The organism is Gordonia sp. (in: high G+C Gram-positive bacteria) (assembly GCF_052106715.1).
Lineage (GTDB): Bacteria > Actinomycetota > Actinomycetes > Mycobacteriales > Mycobacteriaceae > Gordonia.
The window spans coordinates 58,695-80,165 of sequence record NZ_JBQEDL010000002.1; the positions used below are offsets into that span (position 1 = coordinate 58,695).

At 66.9% G+C, this 21,471-nt stretch carries 20 protein-coding genes; 9 read left to right on the forward strand and 11 right to left on the reverse strand.

Annotated elements, in window-relative coordinates:
* The first annotated feature begins 5 nt into the window (after window positions 1-5).
* Entirely contained in the window at window positions 6-755 is a 750-nt protein-coding gene (locus tag ACTIMF_RS01225; protein WP_442348448.1) for a YaaA family protein, read from the forward strand.
* Between the two features lie 16 nt (window positions 756-771).
* On the opposite strand, the gene ACTIMF_RS01230 is transcribed toward ACTIMF_RS01225, so the two are convergent.
* The 3 genes from ACTIMF_RS01230 to cobA are packed head-to-tail and all read right to left on the reverse strand — an operon-like array spanning window position 772 to window position 3,085.
* A complete protein-coding gene (locus ACTIMF_RS01230; RefSeq protein WP_442348449.1) occupies window positions 772-1,374 on the reverse strand; it encodes a GNAT family N-acetyltransferase in 603 nt (200 codons plus the stop codon).
* Between the two features lie 38 nt (window positions 1,375-1,412).
* Window positions 1,413-1,868, reverse strand: coding sequence for a hypothetical protein (locus tag ACTIMF_RS01235; protein ID WP_442348450.1), 456 nt, complete (start codon window positions 1,866-1,868; stop codon window positions 1,413-1,415).
* Window positions 1,865-3,085, reverse strand: a complete 1,221-nt coding sequence (cobA, locus tag ACTIMF_RS01240) for a uroporphyrinogen-III C-methyltransferase (protein WP_442348451.1) — start codon at window positions 3,083-3,085, stop codon at window positions 1,865-1,867. Before cobA ends, ACTIMF_RS01235 begins: the two co-directional genes overlap by 4 nt.
* Before the next feature lie 193 nt (window positions 3,086-3,278).
* Between cobA and ACTIMF_RS01245 the strand changes: the two genes are divergently transcribed.
* From ACTIMF_RS01245 to ACTIMF_RS01255, 3 genes are all read left to right on the forward strand, one after another.
* On the forward strand, window positions 3,279-3,947 hold the full coding sequence (locus ACTIMF_RS01245) for a response regulator transcription factor (RefSeq protein WP_442348452.1): 669 nt from the start codon (window positions 3,279-3,281) through the stop codon (window positions 3,945-3,947).
* 555 nt (window positions 3,948-4,502) lie between these two features.
* Window positions 4,503-4,886, forward strand: a complete 384-nt coding sequence (locus ACTIMF_RS01250; RefSeq protein WP_442348453.1) for a DUF4352 domain-containing protein — start codon at window positions 4,503-4,505, stop codon at window positions 4,884-4,886.
* Between the two features lie 98 nt (window positions 4,887-4,984).
* Complete coding sequence (locus ACTIMF_RS01255) at window positions 4,985-5,491, forward strand: hypothetical protein (RefSeq protein WP_442348454.1); 507 nt, start codon at window positions 4,985-4,987, stop codon at window positions 5,489-5,491.
* Between the two features lie 39 nt (window positions 5,492-5,530).
* Here the strand turns inward: ACTIMF_RS01255 and ACTIMF_RS01260 are convergent, their stop codons facing one another.
* The 5 genes from ACTIMF_RS01260 to mqo are packed head-to-tail and all read right to left on the reverse strand — an operon-like array spanning window position 5,531 to window position 12,579.
* The gene (locus ACTIMF_RS01260) at window positions 5,531-7,162 is read right to left on the reverse strand and encodes a GAF domain-containing sensor histidine kinase (RefSeq protein WP_442348455.1); all 1,632 of its coding nucleotides are present in this window, start codon (window positions 7,160-7,162) and stop codon (window positions 5,531-5,533) included.
* On the reverse strand, window positions 7,159-8,538 hold the full coding sequence (locus tag ACTIMF_RS01265; protein ID WP_442348456.1) for a cobyrinate a,c-diamide synthase: 1,380 nt from the start codon (window positions 8,536-8,538) through the stop codon (window positions 7,159-7,161). Before ACTIMF_RS01265 ends, ACTIMF_RS01260 begins: the two co-directional genes overlap by 4 nt.
* Window positions 8,532-9,149 (reverse strand): cob(I)yrinic acid a,c-diamide adenosyltransferase, encoded by a 618-nt coding sequence (gene cobO / locus ACTIMF_RS01270; protein ID WP_442348457.1) that lies wholly within the window; start codon window positions 9,147-9,149, stop codon window positions 8,532-8,534. The genes ACTIMF_RS01265 and cobO overlap by 7 nt, the downstream gene beginning before the upstream one ends.
* Window positions 9,150-9,173: 24 nt before the next feature.
* Window positions 9,174-11,090 carry an AAA family ATPase gene (locus tag ACTIMF_RS01275; RefSeq protein ID WP_442348458.1) on the reverse strand — a complete coding sequence of 639 codons (1,917 nt, stop codon included), beginning with the start codon at window positions 11,088-11,090 and terminating at the stop codon, window positions 9,174-9,176.
* 4 nt (window positions 11,091-11,094) lie between these two features.
* On the reverse strand, window positions 11,095-12,579 hold the full coding sequence (gene mqo, locus ACTIMF_RS01280; protein ID WP_442348617.1) for a malate dehydrogenase (quinone): 1,485 nt from the start codon (window positions 12,577-12,579) through the stop codon (window positions 11,095-11,097).
* A gap of 148 nt (window positions 12,580-12,727) precedes the next feature.
* Here mqo and ACTIMF_RS01285 point away from each other — a divergent pair, with 148 nt between their 5' ends.
* Window positions 12,728-13,726 carry an alpha/beta hydrolase gene (locus ACTIMF_RS01285; protein WP_442348459.1) on the forward strand — a complete coding sequence of 333 codons (999 nt, stop codon included), beginning with the start codon at window positions 12,728-12,730 and terminating at the stop codon, window positions 13,724-13,726.
* The gene (mtr, locus tag ACTIMF_RS01290; RefSeq protein ID WP_442348460.1) at window positions 13,723-15,171 is read left to right on the forward strand and encodes a mycothione reductase; all 1,449 of its coding nucleotides are present in this window, start codon (window positions 13,723-13,725) and stop codon (window positions 15,169-15,171) included. Before ACTIMF_RS01285 ends, mtr begins: the two co-directional genes overlap by 4 nt.
* 30 nt (window positions 15,172-15,201) lie before the next feature.
* On the opposite strand, the gene ACTIMF_RS01295 is transcribed toward mtr, so the two are convergent.
* The 3 genes from ACTIMF_RS01295 to map are packed head-to-tail and all read right to left on the reverse strand — an operon-like array spanning window position 15,202 to window position 18,405.
* Window positions 15,202-16,026 carry an alpha/beta fold hydrolase gene (locus ACTIMF_RS01295; protein WP_442348461.1) on the reverse strand — a complete coding sequence of 275 codons (825 nt, stop codon included), beginning with the start codon at window positions 16,024-16,026 and terminating at the stop codon, window positions 15,202-15,204.
* Complete coding sequence (locus ACTIMF_RS01300; protein WP_442348462.1) at window positions 15,995-17,545, reverse strand: cobyric acid synthase; 1,551 nt, start codon at window positions 17,543-17,545, stop codon at window positions 15,995-15,997. Before ACTIMF_RS01300 ends, ACTIMF_RS01295 begins: the two co-directional genes overlap by 32 nt.
* Window positions 17,542-18,405 (reverse strand): type I methionyl aminopeptidase, encoded by an 864-nt coding sequence (gene map / locus ACTIMF_RS01305; protein WP_442348463.1) that lies wholly within the window; start codon window positions 18,403-18,405, stop codon window positions 17,542-17,544. The genes ACTIMF_RS01300 and map overlap by 4 nt, the downstream gene beginning before the upstream one ends.
* A 203-nt stretch (window positions 18,406-18,608) precedes the next feature.
* Here map and ACTIMF_RS01310 point away from each other — a divergent pair, with 203 nt between their 5' ends.
* Genes ACTIMF_RS01310 through ACTIMF_RS01320 form a run of 3 tightly spaced genes read left to right on the forward strand, consistent with a single transcriptional unit; the run spans window position 18,609 to window position 21,464 of the window.
* Window positions 18,609-19,619 carry a heme/hemin ABC transporter substrate-binding protein gene (locus ACTIMF_RS01310; protein WP_442348464.1) on the forward strand — a complete coding sequence of 337 codons (1,011 nt, stop codon included), beginning with the start codon at window positions 18,609-18,611 and terminating at the stop codon, window positions 19,617-19,619.
* Entirely contained in the window at window positions 19,612-20,682 is a 1,071-nt protein-coding gene (locus ACTIMF_RS01315) for a FecCD family ABC transporter permease (protein WP_442348465.1), read from the forward strand. The genes ACTIMF_RS01310 and ACTIMF_RS01315 overlap by 8 nt, the downstream gene beginning before the upstream one ends.
* Complete coding sequence (locus tag ACTIMF_RS01320; RefSeq protein WP_442348466.1) at window positions 20,676-21,464, forward strand: heme ABC transporter ATP-binding protein; 789 nt, start codon at window positions 20,676-20,678, stop codon at window positions 21,462-21,464. Before ACTIMF_RS01315 ends, ACTIMF_RS01320 begins: the two co-directional genes overlap by 7 nt.
* Window positions 21,465-21,471: the final 7 nt, after the last annotated feature.

Consider the following 21,471-nt stretch of genomic DNA (forward strand, 5'->3'; position numbering starts at 1 on the left):
GTCGCGTGCTCGTGATCCTGCCTCCTTCGGAGACCAAGTCCGACGGCGGGAAGTCTGCCCCGCTCGACCTCGAATCACTGTCGATGCCGGAGTTGAACGGTGTGCGACGCGACCTCGCCGACGCCCTGGTCGCGCTGTCCGGCGACCTCGAGTCGTCCCGTGCGGTATTGGGCTTGGGGACGACGGACGCCGCGATCGCCGAGGTCTCGCGCAATGCAGAGCTGTGGACGGCGCCGACCAGGCCTGCTATCACCCGGTACACGGGCGTCTTGTACGACGCGCTCGACTATCCGGCGATGACTCGAGCATCGAAGACCAAGGCTGCAGACCGTCTGATGATCGGATCGGCGCTGTTCGGCGTGGTGTCCGCGGCCGACCTTATTCCCGCGTACCGACTCTCGGGCGGCTCCAAACTGCCCGGATTCGGGACATTGGGGTCGGTGTGGAAACCGGTGCTCTCACCCTCACTGGACGCGATCGACGATTTCGTGGTCGACCTGCGATCGGGTGTCTACCAGAAGCTCGGTCCGGTCGACGGCGCCGTGACCGCGACCGTCGTCACCGAGTACGCCGACGGTTCGCGCAAGGTCGTCAGCCATTTCAACAAGCATTACAAGGGTCTCGTCGCTCACGAGTTGGTGCGGACGCGCCGCAACGTCCGGGACGTCAACGCATTGGCGAGTGTGCTCTCCGACGCGGGCCAACGCATCGAGATCACGACTGGGCTGGAGATCACCGTGGTGACCGAGGGCTGAAGCCCCTCGCCCTCCCTCACGTGACTGACAGCCGCATGGCCACTCGCCCGGGGCCTCCAGGCACGGCTCCGGCCGTGCCCGCAACGGCGAAGCCCTCCCTCTCGTACATGGACCGGATACCCGGATAGGCGAAGATCGGGCTCACCGTGCCGACCAGGTCGACGGGGTATGCGTCGACGACGTCGGCTCCGTTGCCGACCGCGAAGTCGATTGCGGCTTCGAGGAGGCGCTGACCGATTCCGCGGCGGCGGCGACCTCCCCGGGTCCGAAGGCAGTAGATGGTCCACGGGTCGCCGCCGACGTCGCCGATCGGTGGAAACGTCGCGTGGTCGGCTAACGCCGCGATAGCGCCGCGCCTCGCGACGGCGGCCCACCCGACCACATCGCCTGCGGTGTCGTACGCGAGGATGCCCGGCGCCGGTCGGCGTCCGCACGAATCGAACACCGCCTGTCGACGTTCCGGAGCGTCGAGCGTCGCGGCCTCACGGTTTCCCAGACGGTAGGTGAGACACCAGCACGCGATCGCGTCGGGACGGCGTTTGGGTCCGAGCATGGTCTCGACGTCGTCGAAGACGTCTTGGGTGGCGGCGCAGAATGTGAGAGTCGGTTGGTTAGACACGTCCACTCCTCTCCAGCCCCGACCCTACCGCCGAGTGCCTACTTCGCCTGCGGAAAGAACCAACTGTCGCCATCGGCGACGCCCGGCTCGTCGTCGGCGAGGTCTACCTCGACGACCTCGTTCAGCTGGGCCTTCTGAGCGCGGACCCGACCGTAGCCGTAGGCGGCAGACATCCCGACGACGCCGGTGGTCAGTCCGACCACCATCTGCAGATCGCCCGATTCGGTGCCTGTGTCGGCGGAGATCCGGTAGATCCAGCCGTTGAGTGCGACGACGGCGAGGGCGGCGAAGGTCAAGGGGACGACGATCGCGGCCCAGGTGCTCTGCTTGAGCGGTTCGATACCGGCGCGGCGCCGGAAGATCTGCCAAACGGACATGACCAGCACCGCGGCGGCGACCAGCGCAGCGGTCACCGCGGGGTGTACGTACCAGGACGCGATCGCGGCGATGAGCAGCAGCGTGCCCGTCGCGAGTCCCACGATCCGTGCGGTCACAGCGGTGCCGCCCGGTCGGCGTCGTCGAACCCCGCGACCGGACCGATCACCGCGATCGCCGGTGCGATCAGGGCCTGCTCCCCTGCGACGCGGGCGGCACTCGCCAGGTCGGCGCGGATGAGTCGCTGGTCGGGGCGCGATGCGTTCTCGATGAAGGCGACCGGGGTGTCGCCGGGACGACCGCCGTCGAGCAGAGCCCGCGCGAAGGCGTCGATCCGCTTAACGGCCATCATCAACACAATGGTGCCGCGCAGCTTGGCCAGCGCGTTCCAATCGGTCAGGGAGTCGGGATCGTCCGGTGCGACGTGCCCGGAGACGACGACGAACTCGTGCGCCACTCCCCGATGCGTCACCGGGACGCCCGCGAGTCCCGGAGCCGAGATCGGACTCGTGACACCGGGGACCATGGCTACCGGCACCCCGGCTGCGACACACGCCTGCAGTTCTTCGTAGCCGCGGCCGTACACGTACGGATCGCCGCCCTTGAGTCTGACGACGAACTTCCCGGCCTTCGCCCGGTCGACGAGGATCTCGTTGATCTGTTCCTGCCGCATCGCCCTGCCGTACGGGACCTTCGCCGCGTCGATCACCTCGACCTGTGGACCGAGTTCGTCGAGGAGCGCGACCGGAGCGAGGCGGTCGGCGACGACGACGTCGGCCTCGGCCAGGAGTCGTCGTCCACGCACGGTGATGAGATCCGCCGCACCCGGACCGCCGCCAACCAACGCGACACCTGGAGCGTGTCGCGCACCGTCCTCGATTGTCAGTGAGGCGCCGTCGGCGAACGCCGCGGTGATCGCGGCGCGCGCAGCTGCCGAACGACGATGGTCGCCACCAGCCAACACACCGAACTGCAGGTCACGATGATGGCCGGACGCCGGCGTCACCGCGGTACCGGCGCTACCGTCGTCGGCGCGAACACAGAACACGCGGGACGAGACGGCCTCATCGACGACGGCGGCATTCACGTCGGCGTCGTCAGTGCAGGCGATCGCATACCAGGCACCGTCCAGGTCGCCCGCCGCGTAGGCACGGCGGTGCACGGTGATCGCAGGCTCCGACTCGACAGTCGGTGTCGGGTCGATCGCCACGACGTGCACGTCGGCGCCTGCCGCAATGAGGTTCGGGATCCGACGTTGTGCGACGCTGCCGCCGCCGACGACGACCACTCTGCGTCCTCGCAGGTCGAGTCCCGCCAGATAATGAGCTTGCACCATGATCGTCCAGCTTAGTCGGGGCCCGGGACTCCTCGAAGCGAGCCACCTTCACGTTCATCTGAGTCGTCCTCAGTCAACAGGTTGGTGATCATCGCGGCCTCGGCCCTCTCCGCCAGTTGCGACTGCGCCGGGGGCGAAAGTCCCGACTTCCCGGGGCACCGAGTCCCGCCCTCACCTGCGGTAATGTGTCCACATGAGCCCAGCGCAACCGCAGTCTCCGCGCCATCCGGTCCGCGTGTTCCTCGTCGACGATCACGAACTCGTCCGCCGCGGCCTGCGGGATCTGCTGTCCACCGCCACCGACCTCGAGGTAGTCGGCGAGGCCGCGACCGTCGATGAGGCGCGTGTACAGATCGCCGCGACTGCTCCGGACATCGCTGTACTGGATGTCCGCCTCCCCGACGGGAACGGCGTCGAACTGTGCCGGGACGTGCGCGCTGAGAATCCGGACGTCCACTGCCTGATGCTGACGAGTTATGCCGACGACGACGCCCTCCTCGCCGCCGTGCTCGCGGGCGCTTCGGGGTTCGTCCTCAAACAGATCCTCGGTCACAATCTGGTCGACGCGGTGCGAACCGTCGGACGCGGCGGGTCGCTGCTCGATGCGAGGAGCACATCGGCGCTCCTCGCGAAGCTCCGTCGAGGCGAGCCCACCGACCCGATCGCACAGTTGACGGCACAGGAACGCGAAGTGTTTCAACTCATCGGCGAAGGCCTGACAAACCGTCAGATCGCGAACCGGATGTTCCTCGCCGAGAAGACCATCAAGAACTATGTCTCCCGGATCCTCGCGAAACTCGACATGCAGCGTCGCACCCAAGTGGCCGTCCTGGCCACCGAACTCCGCGGCCGCGAACGCTGACCTGCCGAACGCCGCGGCGACGCCCACATCGGGAATCTGTGGACGATCACACCAAGCCTGGGAGAGCAGGCCAGGGACTTCGGCTTCGCCGATCTAACGCCTAGAAGCGCACCACTCATACGATCAGACGAATTCTGTCAGTTGAGGTAACACCTGTTCAACGGCACCGATCAACTAGTCGTGGGTGCTCGTCGCCCTCATTTCAGCGCTGCGCCGGCTTCTGGCATCACCGCCCTATTCGGCGCACCTGATGAGTACTGACGAGTCCTCGCCTTCCGACGAAGGCGCCGCACGCGAACGACGCACGGCACGAGCGAGAAAGTGAACTCACGAGTGTTGACTCCGTCTCCATACGACTATCCGAATCGGCAGAGCCCGGGTACTCCGACTTGGGTGTGGATCGTCGCAGGGATCTCGATCGTTATTGCGTCGTTGATCTTCATCGGGGGATGCGCCGTGTTCATCTCCGCTGCCTCCGATGAGGGCTCCCCGGCCGTTGACCGGGTGACCTCCAAGTCTCCCTCGGGAAGCCCGACGACACAGCCCACAGGGGTCATGAATGAGTCCGTCTCGGACGGCCATGGAACCGAGTTCTCCGTGACTGGCGTGCAATCTGGCGTGTCCTCAGTCGGAGAATTTCTGACCCGTACGGCCAAAGGCACCTTTGCACTGATCGAAGTGACGGTCACGAACGCGTCGCAACGGTCGACGAAGGTCTTCGCAAACCAACAGAGCGCCAAGGACGCAGCCGGTCGACGTTACGAGGTCGACACCGCGGCATCGGTCTCGGCCGGGCGAGAGTTCAGTTGGATCGCTGAGATCAACCCCGGTATCTCGACTGAGTTGACCCTTGTGTTCGACATTCCACCGACCGCGGAACTGAAGACGGTTTCGCTGCGCGCATCTGGAGGTCGCCCCGTTGTAGTCGCCCTCGTCTAACGCAAGCGGAACGACCGCAGTTGATTCAAACTCCACATCCATCCATCTATCTATCCAATCCGCACCACAAGCGGCTCATTCAAAGAAGGCACAGCACCATGACCGACCCGAACACGCCCGACCACTCGGCGAACAGCGGCCAACCACCGTACGGACAGCCCGGGCAGTACCCGCCGCCCGGCTACCCCGGATACCAGCCCCCCAAGAAGCGCAAGGTCTGGCCTTGGGTCCTCGTCGGCGTCATCGTCCTCTTCATCGCCATGATCGGCGGCTGCTTCGCAATCGTCGGCGGAGCCGCTGAATCGATCGACAACGAGTCGAAGCGAGTCGTCACGGTGACATACGAGATCACCGGTGACGGAGTCGGGTCGGCGATGTACACCACGCAGAACTGGGACACGGCCCACGACACCGACGTCACGTTCCCGTGGAAGAAGGACGTTCAGATCACCGGTCTAGGAAAGCCTGTGTCTCTGATGGCAAGCAACAACTTCGATAGCTCAGGGACAATCAAGTGCAGCATCCGTCAGGGCGACAAGGTGATTGCAGAGAACACTGCATCCGGTCCAGGTGCCAGCGCCAACTGCTCAGGTAGCGCCGAATAGAGTCGTCGCCCTGACGTACTCAACAATGGTTGATCCGGTCTACCGCAGCGGCACGGTCCAGGTGATAGTCGTCCCGCCGCCGATCGAGGACGCCACGGAGAAGGCGCCGTCGCAGTCGTCCGCGCGACGGGTGAGGTTGTGCAGCCCGGAACGAGGAACGTCTGCGCGAATCCCGATGCCGTTGTCGGTGACCTCTACGGTCACCTCCTCAGACGCGACGATCCGTACGGTGATCTGGTGGGCGCCCGAATGTCGAAGGGCATTCGACAGTCCTTCCCGCAGAACTGCTTCGATGTGCGGCCACAAGGTGGCGGGCACCACGGTGTCGACCGGGCCGACGAACGTGACGTTCGGCGTGATCGCGGTGTACGCGGCGAGTTCGGACACGATGTCCAACACTCGACGACGCAGCGTCCGCATGTCTTTCCCGCCGTGCAGGCTCTGCAGATCGAAGATCGACGTACGGATCTGCGCAGTCGTCGCATCGAGGTCGGCGACGACCTGTTCCATCCGCGCGTCGAGGTCGACGTCGCCGATCCCGGACCGCATAGCCTGCATCGACATGCCGATCGCGAACAACCGCTGGATCACCAGATCGTGCAGATCACGAGCGATGCGATGGCGTTCCTCCAGGAGCGTCAGCTCGCCGGTAAGTTCCTGCTGTTCGGAGTACGCGATCGACAGCGATGCGACTCGCGCGACACCTGCCATGCCCGCCCACTCCTCGGCCGTCCAGAAACGGCGTTCGGCGTGGGTCAGAACGAGTGCGCGGAACTCTTCGGGCTCGCTCTGCACCGGTTGCACGGTGGCCCACCGCGCACCACGCCGCAGCCAGCTCCGTTCGTGGTCGAAGCGGCGAACGGACAGGACGCCGCCCGCCGTCTCGACGACGGTCGCGAGATCAGTGATGTCGACGTCGTCGCCGGTGTGCGCGTCCAACCGGGCCCCCGTCACGATGTAGACGTCGACAGCGTCGGTCAACGCGGCGACGTCGCTGCACATGCCGTCAAGCGTCTCGTCGACGGAGACCCCGCGCAGAGGTTCGCTGCCCCGGTCCGCGAGGAGTTTCATCCACCGCATACGGGTCTGCGCGCCCTCGTACGATCGCGCGTTATCGACCGCGATGCCCGCCGCGACGGCGAGCACACCGACGATCGTCTCGTCGAGTTCGGTGAACTCGACGGCTCCCTGTTTCTCGGTCAGGTAGATGCTTCCGAACAGTTCGCCGCGGACGATGATCGGTGCACCGAGGAACGTGTCCATCGGCGGATGGTTCGCGGGAAACCCGACCGATGACGGGTGATCGGACAGGCGAGGGATGCGAAGTACTTCCGGGTGGTGCAAGAGTTCTCCGAGGACACCGCGCCCGATGGGCAACGGACCCATCTCGGCGCGTTGTTCGGGTGCTATCCCGGTGTACACGAACGCTTGCAGACTCAGTTCGGGGCCTCGAACGCCCAGCGCGCAGTACTGCGCGTCCAGGACAGCGGCCGCGACCTCCACGATCCGTTGCAGTGCGGCGTCGAGTTCGAGTCCCTGGCCGACGAGGAGAACAGCTTCCAGGACGTCGCGCAGGGCGGTTGGATCGTTGCCGTCCTTGGCTGCCAGCGCGTCGACGGCCGCCCGCACCTCGATGACCGCCTTGCTCTCGAATTGTCGCCGACCAGTCATCGGGCCTCCCGTGCCGCCTTCACGAATCGTCCCACGGCGTGTGGTGCACCCGCCGGATGCACGTGGAGATAACTGGCGTGGACACCGCGTGCGACGACACCGTCCACGGCATTGCCGTCCGCCCCGCGCCACGCCCACGCAGCCGCTCGATCCTCACCGAATTCGACTGTGCTGCGGTGAAATTCGTGACCGGTGACCCGCTCTCCCGTCCGGTAGAGGACGGAGTCCGCCACGGCGACGGCATCTCGATAGCCCAGCGTCAGACGAGGCCCGAACGCTCCGCGCGCGTCGACGGCGTCGACCATCGGGTGGCCGTCGAGCGCCGACGTGAGGTACAGCAGGCCTGCACATTCGGCATGCACGGGCCGACCTGACGCGACGTGCTCGGTCAGGTCACGTCGCAGCCCCTCGTTGGCGGCCAGATCGGCTGCATGCTCTTCGGGAAAGCCACCGCCGATGACGACCCCTGCGGTCTCGGCGGGCAGTCGGTCGTTGAGTGGATCGAATGCCACGACCTCGGCCCCCGCCGCGGCCAGAAGTTCGGGGTGCTCGGCGTAGCCGAACGTGAACGCCGACCCCTGAGCGACGGCGATCACCGGGCGACCGTCGACGCGGTAGTCGGCTGTCTCGTCGGCGGCAGACCACGGGGCTGCGGTGGCCGGTGCCGCCGACCGCGCAAGACGCACGACGGCGTCCACGTCCAGTCCGGCCCGGACTCTCTCGGTGATGGCCGCGACGGCCGCGACCGCGTCGGCGCTGCGTTCGGCGGCCGGCACCAGGCCGAGGTGACGGGACGGGACGCTCAACGCGGTGTCGCGCCGCACGACGCCGAACACCGGCAGACCCGCCCGGTCGCAGGCCTGACGGAGTACGAGTTCGTGCCGGTCCGAGCCGACTCTGTTGAGGACCACCCCGGACACCCGGACCGCCGGGTCGTACGAGACGAAACCGTGCAGCAGCGCGGCCAGGGACTGGCTGTGTCCGCCTGCGTCCACGACGAGGATCACGGGCGCCCCGATCAGTGCCGCGACGTGAGCGGCGGAGCCGACGCCGAGCGTTCCGGGATCGTCGGTGATCCGACCGTCGAACAGACCCATGACGCCTTCGACGACGGCGATGTCGGCTCCGGTGCAGCCCGAAGCGAAAAGCGGGCCGATCCGGTTCTCGCCGACCAGGTTCGGGTCGAGGTTGCGACCCGGCCTGCCCGCAGCCACCGCGTGGTAGCCGGGGTCTATGTAGTCGGGTCCGACCTTGAACGGTGCGACGGTGTGGCCCGCCGCGGTGAGGGCTCCGACGAGGCCTGTGGTCACCGTCGTCTTGCCGCTCCCCGAAGCAGGGGCCGCGATGACGACGGCAGGCGTCGCACGTGTTACCACTCGATGCCCTTCTGGCCTTTTCGTCCGGCGTCCATCGGGTGCTTGATCTTCGTCATCTCGGTCACCAGGTCGGCGGCCTCGATCAGCGCGTCGGGCGCGTATCGGCCGGTGATGATCACGTGCTGCCTGCCCGGGCGCTCGGCGAGCGCCTGCACGACCTCGTCGACGTCGATCCAGCCCCAGTGCAGGGGGTAGGTGAACTCGTCGAGAACGTAGAAGTCATGTTCCTGAGCGGCGATCCGGCGGGCGATCTCGGCCCACCCCGCGCGTGCCGCTTCGGCGTGGTCCTGCTCGGCGTCGTCGTTCTTGCGGATCCACGACCACCCTTGGCCCATCTTGTGCCACTGCACGGGGCCGCCCTCACCGATCTGCTCGTGCAGACGTCCGAGGGCGAGCATCGTCGACTCCTCGCCGACCTTCCACTTGGCGCTCTTGACGAACTGGAACACGGCGACGTCCATTCCCGCGTGCCACGCTCGCATCGCCATTCCGAAGGCTGCGGTCGACTTTCCCTTCCCTGCGCCGGTGTGGACGCCGAGGACGGGCTGGTTACGACGCTGACGAGTCGTCAGTCCGTCGTTCGGGATGGTCTCGGGAACTCCTTTAGGCATGGTGCTCAGCCTAGGTCAGCACAACTAGGCCACGCCGCGCACACCCGCAGCGAGCCCGGTCTCGGCAAGATCCGCCAACGGCACGTATTCGGCGCCGAGACGGCGGGCGAGAGCCACGGCCGTCCCGAGCTTCACGAAGCCCTGTTCGCAGTCGACGACGACGCTCGCCACCCCGCGGCGGACCACCTCGTCGGCTGCGGCCTCGGCACGACGTGCGGCGTCCTTGCCTCCGGTAGCTCGACCGTCGGAGACCACGACCAGCAGCGGGCGACGGTTCGGATCGGTGCGGGCAGCGCGGTCGATGATCTCGACGCTGCGAAGGAGGCCTTCGCCGAGCGGCGTCCGGCCGCCGGTGCGGACCTGAGCGAGGCGGGATACTGCGATGTCGACAGACCTGGTCGGGGGCACCGCAACGTACGCGTCCTTCCCGCATGCGACCACGACGGCCACTCGGTCACGCCGGGTGTACGAGTCACGCAGCAGTTCAACGCACGCCTCGCGCACCGCGGCGAGCCGAGAACGCGCGGTCATCGATCCGGACAGGTCCACAAGGAACACGACGAGATTCGACTCGGTGCCGATTCGCTCGGCGCCGCGGAGGTCACCGGGCTCCAGTGCGGGCATGCCGTCGCCCGAACTGCGACGAGCGGCAGCGAGGACGGTGCCGAACAGGTGGACGGGCGTGCCTGCTGTGAAGTCGATGTCTCGGACGGTGGCGCCGCGCGTGCTGCGCGCCCGTGACCGACGACCGGGATCACCGTCGCCGACGCCGTCGGCCCGGAACGTCCGGACCCGCGACGAGCCCGAGGCAGGCTTCGACCCGAACTGCGGTCCGGTCGCTCCCCCGCCGCCGCCCGGCGGATCGGTGTCGGGCCCGTCGTCGTCCGGGCCTTCGGAATCTGGGCCGTCGGAATCTGGGCCGTCGTCGGGTCCCGAGTCCGGCTGCTCGTCCGGCAGGCCGGACTGATCCCCGTCCTCATCACCTGAAGCCTCGTCACCTGACGTCTCGTCGCCCGCTGCCTCATCACCTGCGCCGAGTGCTTCGTCGAGCTGCTCTTCGGACATCGACGAGTCGTCGAACGGATTCCGTCGACGTCGGTGCGGCAGAGCGAGTTCCGCGGCGACGCGGACGTCGTCTTCGGTCACCTGCTTCGCCCCGCGCCACGCTGCGTGTGCCGACGCGGTACGGGCCATCACGATGTCGCCGCGGAGACCGTCGACGTCCAGGTGCGAGCAGATGCCTGCGATTCGGCGCAACTCGGCGACGGGCAGCCCGACCGAGGGCAGCAGGTTGCGGGCGTGGGCGATACGGTCCGACAGTTCGCCCTCCACGTCGGCGTGCTCGGCGGCGAATCCGTCGGGGTCGGCGTCGTACGCCATGCGCGAGGTCACGATGTCGACGCGTTCGTCCACATCCCGCGGACCGGCCACGTCGACGACCAACCCGAATCGGTCCAGGAGCTGCGGACGTAGCTCGCCCTCCTCCGGGTTCATGGTTCCGACCAGGACGAACTTGGCGGCCTGCGTATGTGAGACACCGTCGCGTTCGACGGTGACCCGCCCGCTCGCCGCGGCGTCGAGCAAGACGTCGACGAGGTGGTCCGACAGCAGGTTCACCTCGTCGATGTAGAGGACTCCCCCGTCGGCCTGAGCAAGCAGTCCCGGCGTGAAGTGGGCCTGGCCGTCGCGCAGCACACGGGTGAGGTCCAAGGATCCGACCACTCGGTCCTCGGTGGCTCCGATCGGCAGCTCGACCACGCGCGACGCTTCACCGAGCAACGGGGCCAGCCCGCGCACGATGGTCGACTTGGCGGTGCCCTTCTCCCCGCGGATCAGCACCCCGCCGATCCCCGGCGACACCGCTGACAAGATCAGCGCAAGCTTCAGTCGGTCTTGTCCGACCACTGCGCTGAACGGAAAATGTGCGCCCGTCGACGACATCGCGTCAGGTGTTGTCAGTGGTCAGTTGCAGGCTCTTTCCGGTCCAGTCCCACAATTCGCGGAAGAGCGCGGGCTCGTCGTTGAGTTTGCGTCCGAACGACGGGATCATCTCGGTCAGCTTGGGCTTCCAGCCGTCGAAGTGCGCGGTGAAGCATTTCTCCAGGATCGAGATCATCGCGGGCACCGCGGTCGACGCACCGGGTGAGGCCCCGAGTAGTCCGGCCATCGACCCGTCCTCGGACGTGACGACGGCGGTTCCGAACTCGAGGCTTCCGCCCATGCCGTTCTTGCGGATCACCTGAACGCGCTGGCCGGCGGTGATCAGCTCCCAGTCGTCGCCGACGGCCTTCGGAGCGAACTCCTGCAGGTTGGTGACGCGGTCGTCGAGGTTCGCGGCCAGTTCCGAGATCAAGTATTTGAGGAGTCCGAACTCCTTGGGCGCGATCGACATCATCGGCAGCAGGTTGCTCGGCTTGACCGACTTCGGCAGGTCCATCACGCTGCCCGTCTTCAGGAACTTGGGCGACCAGCCCGCGTACGGTCCGAACAGCAGCCCCTTGTCCCCGTTGATGACACGGGTGTCCAAGTGCGGGACCGACATCGGCGGGGCGCCGACCGCCGCCTGGCCGTACACCTTGGCCGAGTGCTGCGCGATGATGTCTTCGTTGGTGCAGCGGAAGAACTCGCCGCTCACCGGGAAACCACCGAATCCCTTGGCTTCCTTGATGCCTGAGCGCTGCAGGAGGTGCAGGGCTCCGCCGCCGGCGCCGACGAACACGAAGCGCGCCTCGACGCGGAGCTTCTCACCGGTGCGGGTGTTGCGGATCTTGGCGACCCAGCTGCCGTCGGACTGCTTGGTCAGATTACGGACCTCGTGCCCGTAGTAGAGGTCCGCGTCGCGGCCGACGTAGTTGAGGAGTTGCTGGCTCAGCGCGCCGAAGTCGACATCGGTGCCCTGCGTGAACCAGTTGAGCGCCACCGGATCCGAGTAGTCGCGGCCTGCGCCCATCAACGGGAGTCGCTCAGCGAAGGCGGCGTTGTCGTCGATGAACTCCATGCCTTCGAACAGCGTCTGGCTCGACAACGCCGCGTGCCGCTTGCGCAGGTAGTCCACGCCCGACGCACCGTGGCAGAAGCTCACGTGCGGGATCGGGTTGATGAACTCGTTCGGCGCGCCGAGCATGCCGTTGTCGACGCCGTGCGCCCAGAACTGGCGCGACACCTGGAACTGCTCGTTGATGTTGAGGGCCTTGGTGATGTCGATGTCGCCGTTGGCGTCGGCGGGGGTGTAGTTGAGCTCGCACAGGGCGGAGTGTCCGGTTCCCGCGTTGTTCCACGGGTCACTGCTCTCTGCGGCTGCCGCGTCGAGGCGCTCAAACAGGCTGATGGACCAGTTCGGCTCCAACTGCCGGATGAGAGCGCCCAGGGTGGCGCTCATGATGCCGGCGCCGATCAACGCCACGTCCGTCTTGATGACCTTCTGCGACACGCTGCTGCTCTCTTCCGCCCTCGGGGTCTGGCCGTCTCCACGTAGCGACGTGAAGACACTCGCGAAGGTCATTGTTCACCATCGACCGTTGACACCTGGCATCGGTGCGCGCAAATGTGTCGTGAGCGACAAGGCTTAGAGTTGGGGTGTGATCACCGACTGGCGACCCGACGAATTCCTTGCGGGCTACGAGGTCCGCACTCTCCCACTTGCGCCCGATCCCGACGGCGAGGATCCGATCAACGCGCACCTGGTGCGCAAGCCGGGAGCGGTCGACACGCCTCGCGGAGCAGTTCTGTATGTGCACGGCTTCACCGACTACTTCTTCCAGACCGAGCTCGCCGACTTCTTCCACGATCGCGGATACGCCTTCTACGCGTTGGACCTGCGTAGATGCGGGCGATCGCTGGCTGCGCACCACCAACCGCACTACACGACTGATCTCGCGCATTACGACGAAGAGCTCAACGCCTCACTCGATATCGTTACCGACGAGGTCAGCACTCTTGGCGGGTCTCCGCGGGTGATCGTCGCCGCGCACTCGACGGGTGGGCTCGTCGCGCCGCTGTGGCTCGATCGGCTCCGGGCCGACGATCCCGAGCGCCACGGCCATGTGATCGGCCTATTGCTGAACAGTCCGTGGCTCGACCTGCAGGGCGATCCGGTACTGCGGACGTCGGCCGCGGGCAGACTTATCTCGGCAGTCGGCACGGTCCGCGGCAAACAGACGATCCCTCGCCCCCTCTCTTCGGCGTACGGCGACAGTCTCCATTCCGACGTCCACGGGGAATGGACGTACGACCTGGTCCGCAAACCACTCGGCGGATTCCCCGCTACCTTCGGCTGGATGACGGCTGTCCGCACGGGACACCGGAAGGTGCACGCGGGCATCGACTCCGGGGTGCCCACCCTCGTCCTGCGGTCGGACAAGTCGGCGTTCCGGGGCCAGTACGATGCCGTCGTCGACACCGCGGACTGTGTTCTGGACGTGAAACAAATCGCCCAGTGGTCTGGTTGTCTCGGACAGCGGGTCCTCGCGGTCGCTGTACCCGACGCGCGCCATGACGTGTTCTTGTCGATAGAAGCTGTGCGTAAGACCGCGTACGCGGAGGTCGACTCCTGGATGGAAAGTGAGTTCGGAGAATGACAGCGCAGGATCAGGCAACCCCGGCCCTACAGGCAACCGAAGCCGCCGAGTCCCCGCGGACGGTCGATCTGGCGATCATCGGCGCCGGAAGCGGAAACTCGATTCCCGACGAGCGCTTCGACACGACCAGCATCGCCATCTTCGAGGAGGGTCTGTTCGGCGGGACGTGCATGAACGTCGGCTGCATTCCGACCAAGATGTTCGTCTACGCCGCGGACATCGCCGCGGCGGCACGGGACGCGGCGAAGTACGGGGTCGACGCGCGTGTCGAGGGCGTCGACTGGCCCGCGATCGTGGCACGCGTGTTCGGTCGCATCGACCCGATCGAAGCGGGTGGACGCGAGTACCGGGTCGAACGCTGCGACAACGTGACGGTCTACGCCAGCCATGTCGTGTTCGATGGCCGCGACGAGGAGACGGGCCGCTATCGACTGGTGACCGGCGACGGCGAGACGGTGCTCGCCACCGAGGTCGTCGTGGCCGCAGGCGCGCGCAGCGACGTCCCCCAGGTGGTCGCCGAGTCGGGGGTGCAGTTCCACACCAATACCGATGTGATGCGACTCCCCGAACTCCCGAGGCGACTGGCGATCCTCGGCAGCGGATACATCAGCGCCGAGTTCGCGCACGTGTTCTCGGCACTCGGAACCCAGGTGACCGTGATCGCCCGCGGACCGAAACTGTTGCGCGCCCTCGACTCCGATATCGCCGACCGGTTCACCGAAGTCGCCTCCCGCCAGTGGGATGTCCGGCTCGACTCGCCTGTCACATCCGTGTCCGAGCTCACCGACGGCTCGGTGCGCCTCGAATTCGCCGACGGCGATGCGGTCGAGGCGGACGCCCTGCTCGTCGCGACCGGCCGTACCCCGAACGGTGACCGACTCGGCCTGGACACCATCGGTGTCGCACTCACCGACGACGGACGCGTACCGGTCGACGAGCATGGCCGAACGCCCGCACGCGGGGTGTGGGCACTCGGAGACGTGAGTTCGCCGTACCAGCTCAAGCACGTCGCGAACCATGAGCAGCGCGTCGTCCAAGCCAACCTGTGCAAGGGGTGGGACGCCGACGATCTCGACTCGTTCGACTACCGGGCCGTCCCGGCGGCCGTGTTCACCCATCCCCAGATCGCCGGGGTCGGCCTCACCGAGGACCAGGCACGCGAACAGGGCATCGACATCACGGTCAAGGTGCAGAACTACGGGGACGTCGCCTACGGGTGGGCGATGGAGGACACCGACGGCATCTGCAAGGTGATCGCCGAACGGAGCAGCGGGCGAATCGTGGGAGCCCACCTGTTCGGTGCGCAAGCGTCCTCGATCATCCAACCGCTCGTCCAGGCGATGAGTTTCGGGCTGACGGCGCCCGAGATGGCGCGCGGCCAGTACTGGATCCACCCGGCGCTGCCCGAAGTGCTCGAGAACGCGCTGTTGGGGCTCGAGGCCTGATCCGAGCCCGGCGGGCTCGGATCAATCGCCTCAGAACAGGCTGGACCTCAGGGACACTTCGCTGGCCACGGCGGGTGCGGCGTTCTGCGGCACCCAGTGGTCAACCCCGGGGATCACCGAGAAGCGGTAGTCCCCGTAGGCGTACCTGCCACTGAGTTCGGCCTGTTCACGGCCCAACGCGGTGTCGGCGTCACTCCACACCATGGTGGTCGGGATCTCGACGGGCGGGCATGCCAGCTTGGTCGCGATGTCGCCGGTGAAGTTGGCGCGATACCAGTTGAGCGGCCCGGTGAGCGCTCCCGGTTCCAGCAGTGGCTCGATCTCCGCATCGCTCACGCCGAACTTGCGCAGTGCGGCACCGCCGTCGGCCGCCAGTCGGTCCTCGGCATCGGGTTCGACGAGCCATTTGATGTACGTCGACCGCTCCCGCTGGTCACCGGCCGTCAGCGCGTCTCGCATGGCCGACGGATGGCCCGTGCTGACGGCGACGAGACTGGTGAAGCGGTCCGGTTTGTTCGCAGCCAAGTGCCACGCGACGATGCCGCCCCAGTCGTGGCCGACGATCATCGAGTACGCGATGTTGAGGTGCCCGAGGATGGCGAGGACATCACCGGTCAGCGTGTCCAGCGTGTACGCGTCGACGCCCTCAGGTCGTGCGCCCGGGCTGTAGCCGCGCTGATCGATGGCGACCGTACGCAGACCGGAGTCGTGCAGGCGCCCGATCACCGGGTCCCAGCACCGCGAGTCGACCGGAAATCCGTGCAACAGCACGGCGACCGGTCCGCGGGCGGGTCCGGACAGATGTACGTCGAAACTCAGGCCGTCATGGTCGATGGTCAGGTGTTCGGTCTCCACTCAGCCAGGATAGGACGGTGGGCAGTTCTCCGGCACCCGCCGCCAGCAATCTGCGCACGGCTCGCATGTCCAGGTGTGAGGTGACCAAGTCGGCTATCGCGTCGAGTTGTGTCTCGCGCACCGCCGCAGCCGACACGTGCGGTGCGGGGACGAACCCGGACTTGTCCACCGCCGTCGCCACTTCGACCAGGTAGGAGCGTCGGAACTCGTCCGCGTCGAGCAGACCGTGACAGTGAGTGCCGGCCACGGCGCCTGCGCGGGCCCCCTCCGGGCCGGTCTGGTCGTCGACGAGCCAGGTGGCCTCGGCGCTGCGAGAAATCACACCGTGGTGGATCTCATACCCGGATACCGGATCGGGCCCGCTGTGCCCGACGAACGGACGGAGCGTCTTATCGTTCCGGAACACGATGTCGACGTCGAGCAGGCCGAGACCGTCGACCTCTCCCCGCCCCGACTCGACCGAATCGGTGATCCGGCGCGCGAGCATCTGGAAGCCTCCACAGATCCCGAGCACCGGCCGGGCCGCCCGTGCGCGTTCGACGACGGCGTCGGCGAGGCCGCGTTCGCGAAGCCAGTCGAGGTCGGCGACCGTCGCGCGCGAGCCGGGCAGTACGACGAGGTCGGCGGATCGTACCGCGGCCGGATCGTCCACCCAGGTCACATCGACGTCGGGTTCGCACGCGAGTGCTTCGACATCTGTGGTGTTCGAGGTGCGGGGAAACCGGATCGCGGCCACTGTCAGCCTCGGCCCGCCGGTATACGCGTCGCGGCCGCCGACACGTCGTCCCACCGGCGAAGCGAGCGAGTCCTCGGCGTCGATCCACAGGTCGTCGGCATACGGCAACACGCCGAGGGTCGGGCGTCCGGTGCGCTCGCCGATCGTGTCCAGGCCGGGTGTGAGCAGAGACCGATCGCCGCGGAACTTGTTCACCACGAAGCCCGCGACGAGCGCCTGATCGGCAGGTTCAAGGAGCGCGAGCGTGCCGAATAGATGCGCGAGGGAGCCGCCGCGGTCGATGTCGGTCACCAGTAACACCGGGATCTGCGCTGCGCGGGCCAGGCCCATGTTCGCGATGTCGGTGGCCCGCAGGTTCACTTCGGCGATCGACCCCGCGCCTTCACAGATCACCACGTCGAACTCGCGACGCAAAGACGCGAGTTCAGCAGCGACGACATCGGCCAGTTCGGTGCGACGCGCGTGATAGTCCGCTGCACCGACGTCGCCGTACGGTCGGCCCCGAACGATGACGTGCGATCGTTTCTCGCTTCCGGGTTTGAGGAGAACCGGGTTGAAGCGGGTGTCCGGGAGAAGGCCGCATGCGGTGGCCTGTAGTGCCTGAGCGCGGCCGATCTCGCCGCCATCGACGGTGACGGCAGAGTTGTTCGACATGTTCTGGGCTTTGAACGGTGCCACCCGCACGCCCTCACGCGCCAACGCCCGACACAGTCCCGCGACTATCAGGCTCTTCCCCGCGTCACTGCTCGTTCCGCCCACCAGTAACGCGCCGCCCGGTCTCATGCGTCGGGCAGGGTGAGGACCTCGGCGCCGGTGTCGGTCACGACGAGTGTGTGCTCGAACTGGGCGGTCCATCGCCGGTCTGCGGTGACAACAGTCCAGTCGTCGTCCCACATCTCCCAATCGAGTCCGCCGAGGTTGATCATCGGTTCGATGGTGAACACCATGCCCGGCTCGAGGACCGTGTCGACGGCGGGCTGGTCGTAGTGGAGCACGACGAGCCCGTTGTGGAAGGTCTCGCCGATGCCGTGACCGGTGAAGTCGCGGACCACGTTGTATCCGAACCGATTCGCGTAAGCCTCGATGACCCGGCCGACCACGTTCAGCGCGCGGCCCGGCTTGACGGCTTTGATCGCACGCTCGGTCGCGGTCCTGGTGCGTTCGACGAGGTCCCGTGCCTCCTGCGAGACGTCACCCGCGAGGAACGTAGCGTTGGTGTCCCCGTGCACACCGTCGATGTACGCCGTCACGTCGATGTTCACGATGTCGCCGTCCTCGACGACCGTCGAGTCGGGGATCCCGTGGCAGATCACTTCGTTGAGCGAGGTACAGCAGGATTTCGGGAACGCTTTGTACCCGAGAGTCGACGGGTACGCCCCGTGGTCGACCATGTACTCGTGAGCGATCCGGTCGAGTTGGTCGGTGGTGACGCCAGGTTCGACGGCGCGGCCGGCCTCGGCGAGCGCGTTAGCCGCGATCCTCGACGCGACCCGCATCTTCTCGATGGTCTCCGGGGTCTGCACCCACGGCTCGTGACCTTCGTGAACGGTGTCCTTCCACGCGTACTCCGGGCGTTCGATGGAGTCGGGCACGTGCAGAGTCGGCGAGACGACGCCGGGGGTCAACGGAGAACGAACTGTCATACCTCGACTATTTCACGTCACGGTCTGCTTCACTTCCCAGCCTCACTTCACCTGCGGTCTCTCACCTCCCAGCTACGCGCGGCACCGCTGGGACCGAACGATCGCCCGTCACCGCGGCTAGGTAAGGTGTTCCTAACCGTCAATTCAGGTGTGAGTTCACGATTCGGTGTGAGGTCACGAGTGCAAGGTAGGCAGGCTCGACAGTGGTCCACTCTTCGCGCATCGGCGCAGCGCGGCGCGCGCTACTCGCCGTCGGTGCCCCTGTCGCCGTCGTGCTGCTCGCCGTGACCGGATGTACCACCGAACCCATCGATACCGGCGCCCGGCAATCCGAGTCGGCCGCTCCCCTTCGATCCGGTCCGACCCTCGCCCGCATCGCGGACACGGACGTCGTCCCGGTGCAGCGCGATACACCGGCGCCCGCGAAGTCGGACCGAATCATCGCCCTCGACCGAAACGGCACACTCGGCACCATCGTCTACGCGCTCGGTCTCGGGCCGCACGTCGTCGGTCGCGACAAGTCGACGACCTTCCCGTCCGCGGCAGGCGTCCCGGAAGTGACCGAGACCGGTCACACGATCAACACCGAGCGCGTCCTCGACGCCAACCCGACGATCGTTCTGGCGGGTACCGACGCCAACCCGACGACGGCGGTCGGCGCCCTTCGGGACTCCGGTATCGACGTCGTGACCTTCGACTCCGAGCGGTCGGTCGCGAGTTCACCGAAGCTGATCCGCGACGTCGCGGCCGCACTCGGCGTCCCCGAGGCGGGCGAGAAACTGGTCGACCGGACACAAGCCCAGATCGACCAGGCCAAGCGTTCGATACCCGACCCGTCCGGCGACCCGACGATTGCGTTCCTGTACATCCGCGGTGAACATCTCATCCTGTTAGCGGGCCCCGACTCAGGCGCCGACGACCTCATCGAGCAACTCGGCGGCGTCGACGCCGGAACCAAGGCGGGCCTGTCGGCTCCCTTCACACAGGTGAGCACCGAGAAGATGGTGCGGGCAGATCCCGACGTGCTCCTCGTCATGACGCAAGGCGCGGACTCCGTCGGCGGCATGGACGCAGTTCTCCAGATGCCCGCCGTCGCCGAGACGAAGGCGGGCCGCGCCAAGCGGATCGTCGCGATGGACGAGACCCAGATCCTCATGTTCGGTCCCGACACCGGCCAGGTGTTGCAGTCGCTCGCAAAGGCGATCTATGTCTGACGGGTCGACGCTCCGCGCCCGGGTCTTGCACGTCTCCCGCAGCCGTACCGCTATCACCTGCGGAATCCTGCTCCTGCTACTCGGCGTGATCGTCGTCTTCTCGGCGGGCACCGGCGCGGTGCATGTATCGCCCGCCGAAGTCCTCGGCTCCATCGCTCACCACTGGCACCTGGACATCGGGCCGCTGCCGTCGCACCCGAACGGTGAGAACGCGCTGTGGGTCACGCGTTTCCCACGCATCGTCGTCGGCCTGCTGGTAGGTGTCGCGCTCGGCGCCGCGGGCTGCCTCCTGCAGGGCATGCTGTCCAACCCGCTCGCCGAACCCGGCATCATCGGAATCTCGTCGGGAGCAGCGGTCGGCGCGTGCCTCATGATCGTCATCGGCGGCACCGGCACCAACGGCTGGGCTATCGCGGGTGCGGCCGGACTGTTCGGGCTGCTCACCACCTTCGCCGTGTACACGCTGAGCATGCGCGACGGCGCGTCCTCCACCGTGATGCTCGTGCTGACCGGTATTGCGGTGAACGCGTTCGCACTCGGCATCATCGCGTACCTCACCTACGTCGCGAGCACAGCAGCTCGCGAACAGATCGTCTTCTGGCAGCTCGGATCGCTGGCAGGCAACGTGACCTGGGACCAGGTCAAGATCGTCGCACCGCTCGTGGTCGCTGGGTTCGCGGGCGGAATGGTACTGGTCCGCAAACTCGACCTCCTCGCTCTCGGCGAGGTGCAGGCCGCCTCCCTCGGCGTCAATGTCGAAGTCGTCCGCCGCCAGGTGATCGTGCTGGTCGCGATCCTCACGGCCGCAGGCGTCGCGTTCACCGGAATCTTGATGTTCGTAGGCCTCATCGTCCCGCACGTGATGCGTCTGATCGTGGGGCCGCGGCACGCCATTCTCCTGCCGGCCAGCGCCCTCGGCGGCGCACTCGTAGTCGCGGCTGCCGACCTCGCGGCCCGCACGCTCACCGAGGGCGAACTCCCCCTCGGCATGCTGACCTCGCTGATCGGCGGGCCTGCCTTCTTCATTCTGTTGCGTCGACGTAGCGCAGGTGCCGGATGGTGATCGCTACACGTGCCGGAGCGCCGGTCTCCATCGACTCCGTCAACATCGAACTCGGTCGCCACCGGGTAGTGCGCGATGTGACATTCGACGTCGCACCTGGCGAACTCGTTGCGCTCGTCGGACCGAACGGATGCGGAAAGTCGACGCTCCTGTCGGCGATCTCCGGAATCCGAAAACCCGCGAGCGGCACAGTGATGATCGGCGACGAAGATGTCGCTCGGGTCGACGCATCCTCGCTCGCCCGGCTCCGGTCGCTTGTCACCCAGTCGAATCGACTGGACACTCCGTTCACAGTCCGAGAAGTCGTCGAGATGGGCCGCTACCCGTGGACCCGCACGCCGGAGGCAGCCCACTCAGAGGAGTTGATCGACGCCGCCGTCTCCGAATGCTCGCTCGACGACCTCGTCGATCGCCCCTTCGCCCACCTGTCCGGTGGGCAACAGGCCCGCGTGTCACTCGCACGATGCCTCGCCCAACACACGCCGGTCCTGCTGCTCGACGAACCGACCGCGGCCCTCGACATCGGACACAGCGAACAGGTCCTGACGATTCTGTCGGCGCGGGCGAGGGCCGGCGCCACCGTGCTGCTCGTACTCCACGACCTGTCGCTGGCCGCCGCGTACGCCGACCGCGTCGCCGTCATGAAGGACGGTATCGTCCGTGCCGTCGGCCCGGTCGCGGATGTGATGACCGAAGAACTCCTCTCGAGCACGTACGACCACCCGGTGATGGTGTTCGATCACCCCGAGACCGGCGAACGGATGATCGTCCCGCGACGGTGACCTTCGA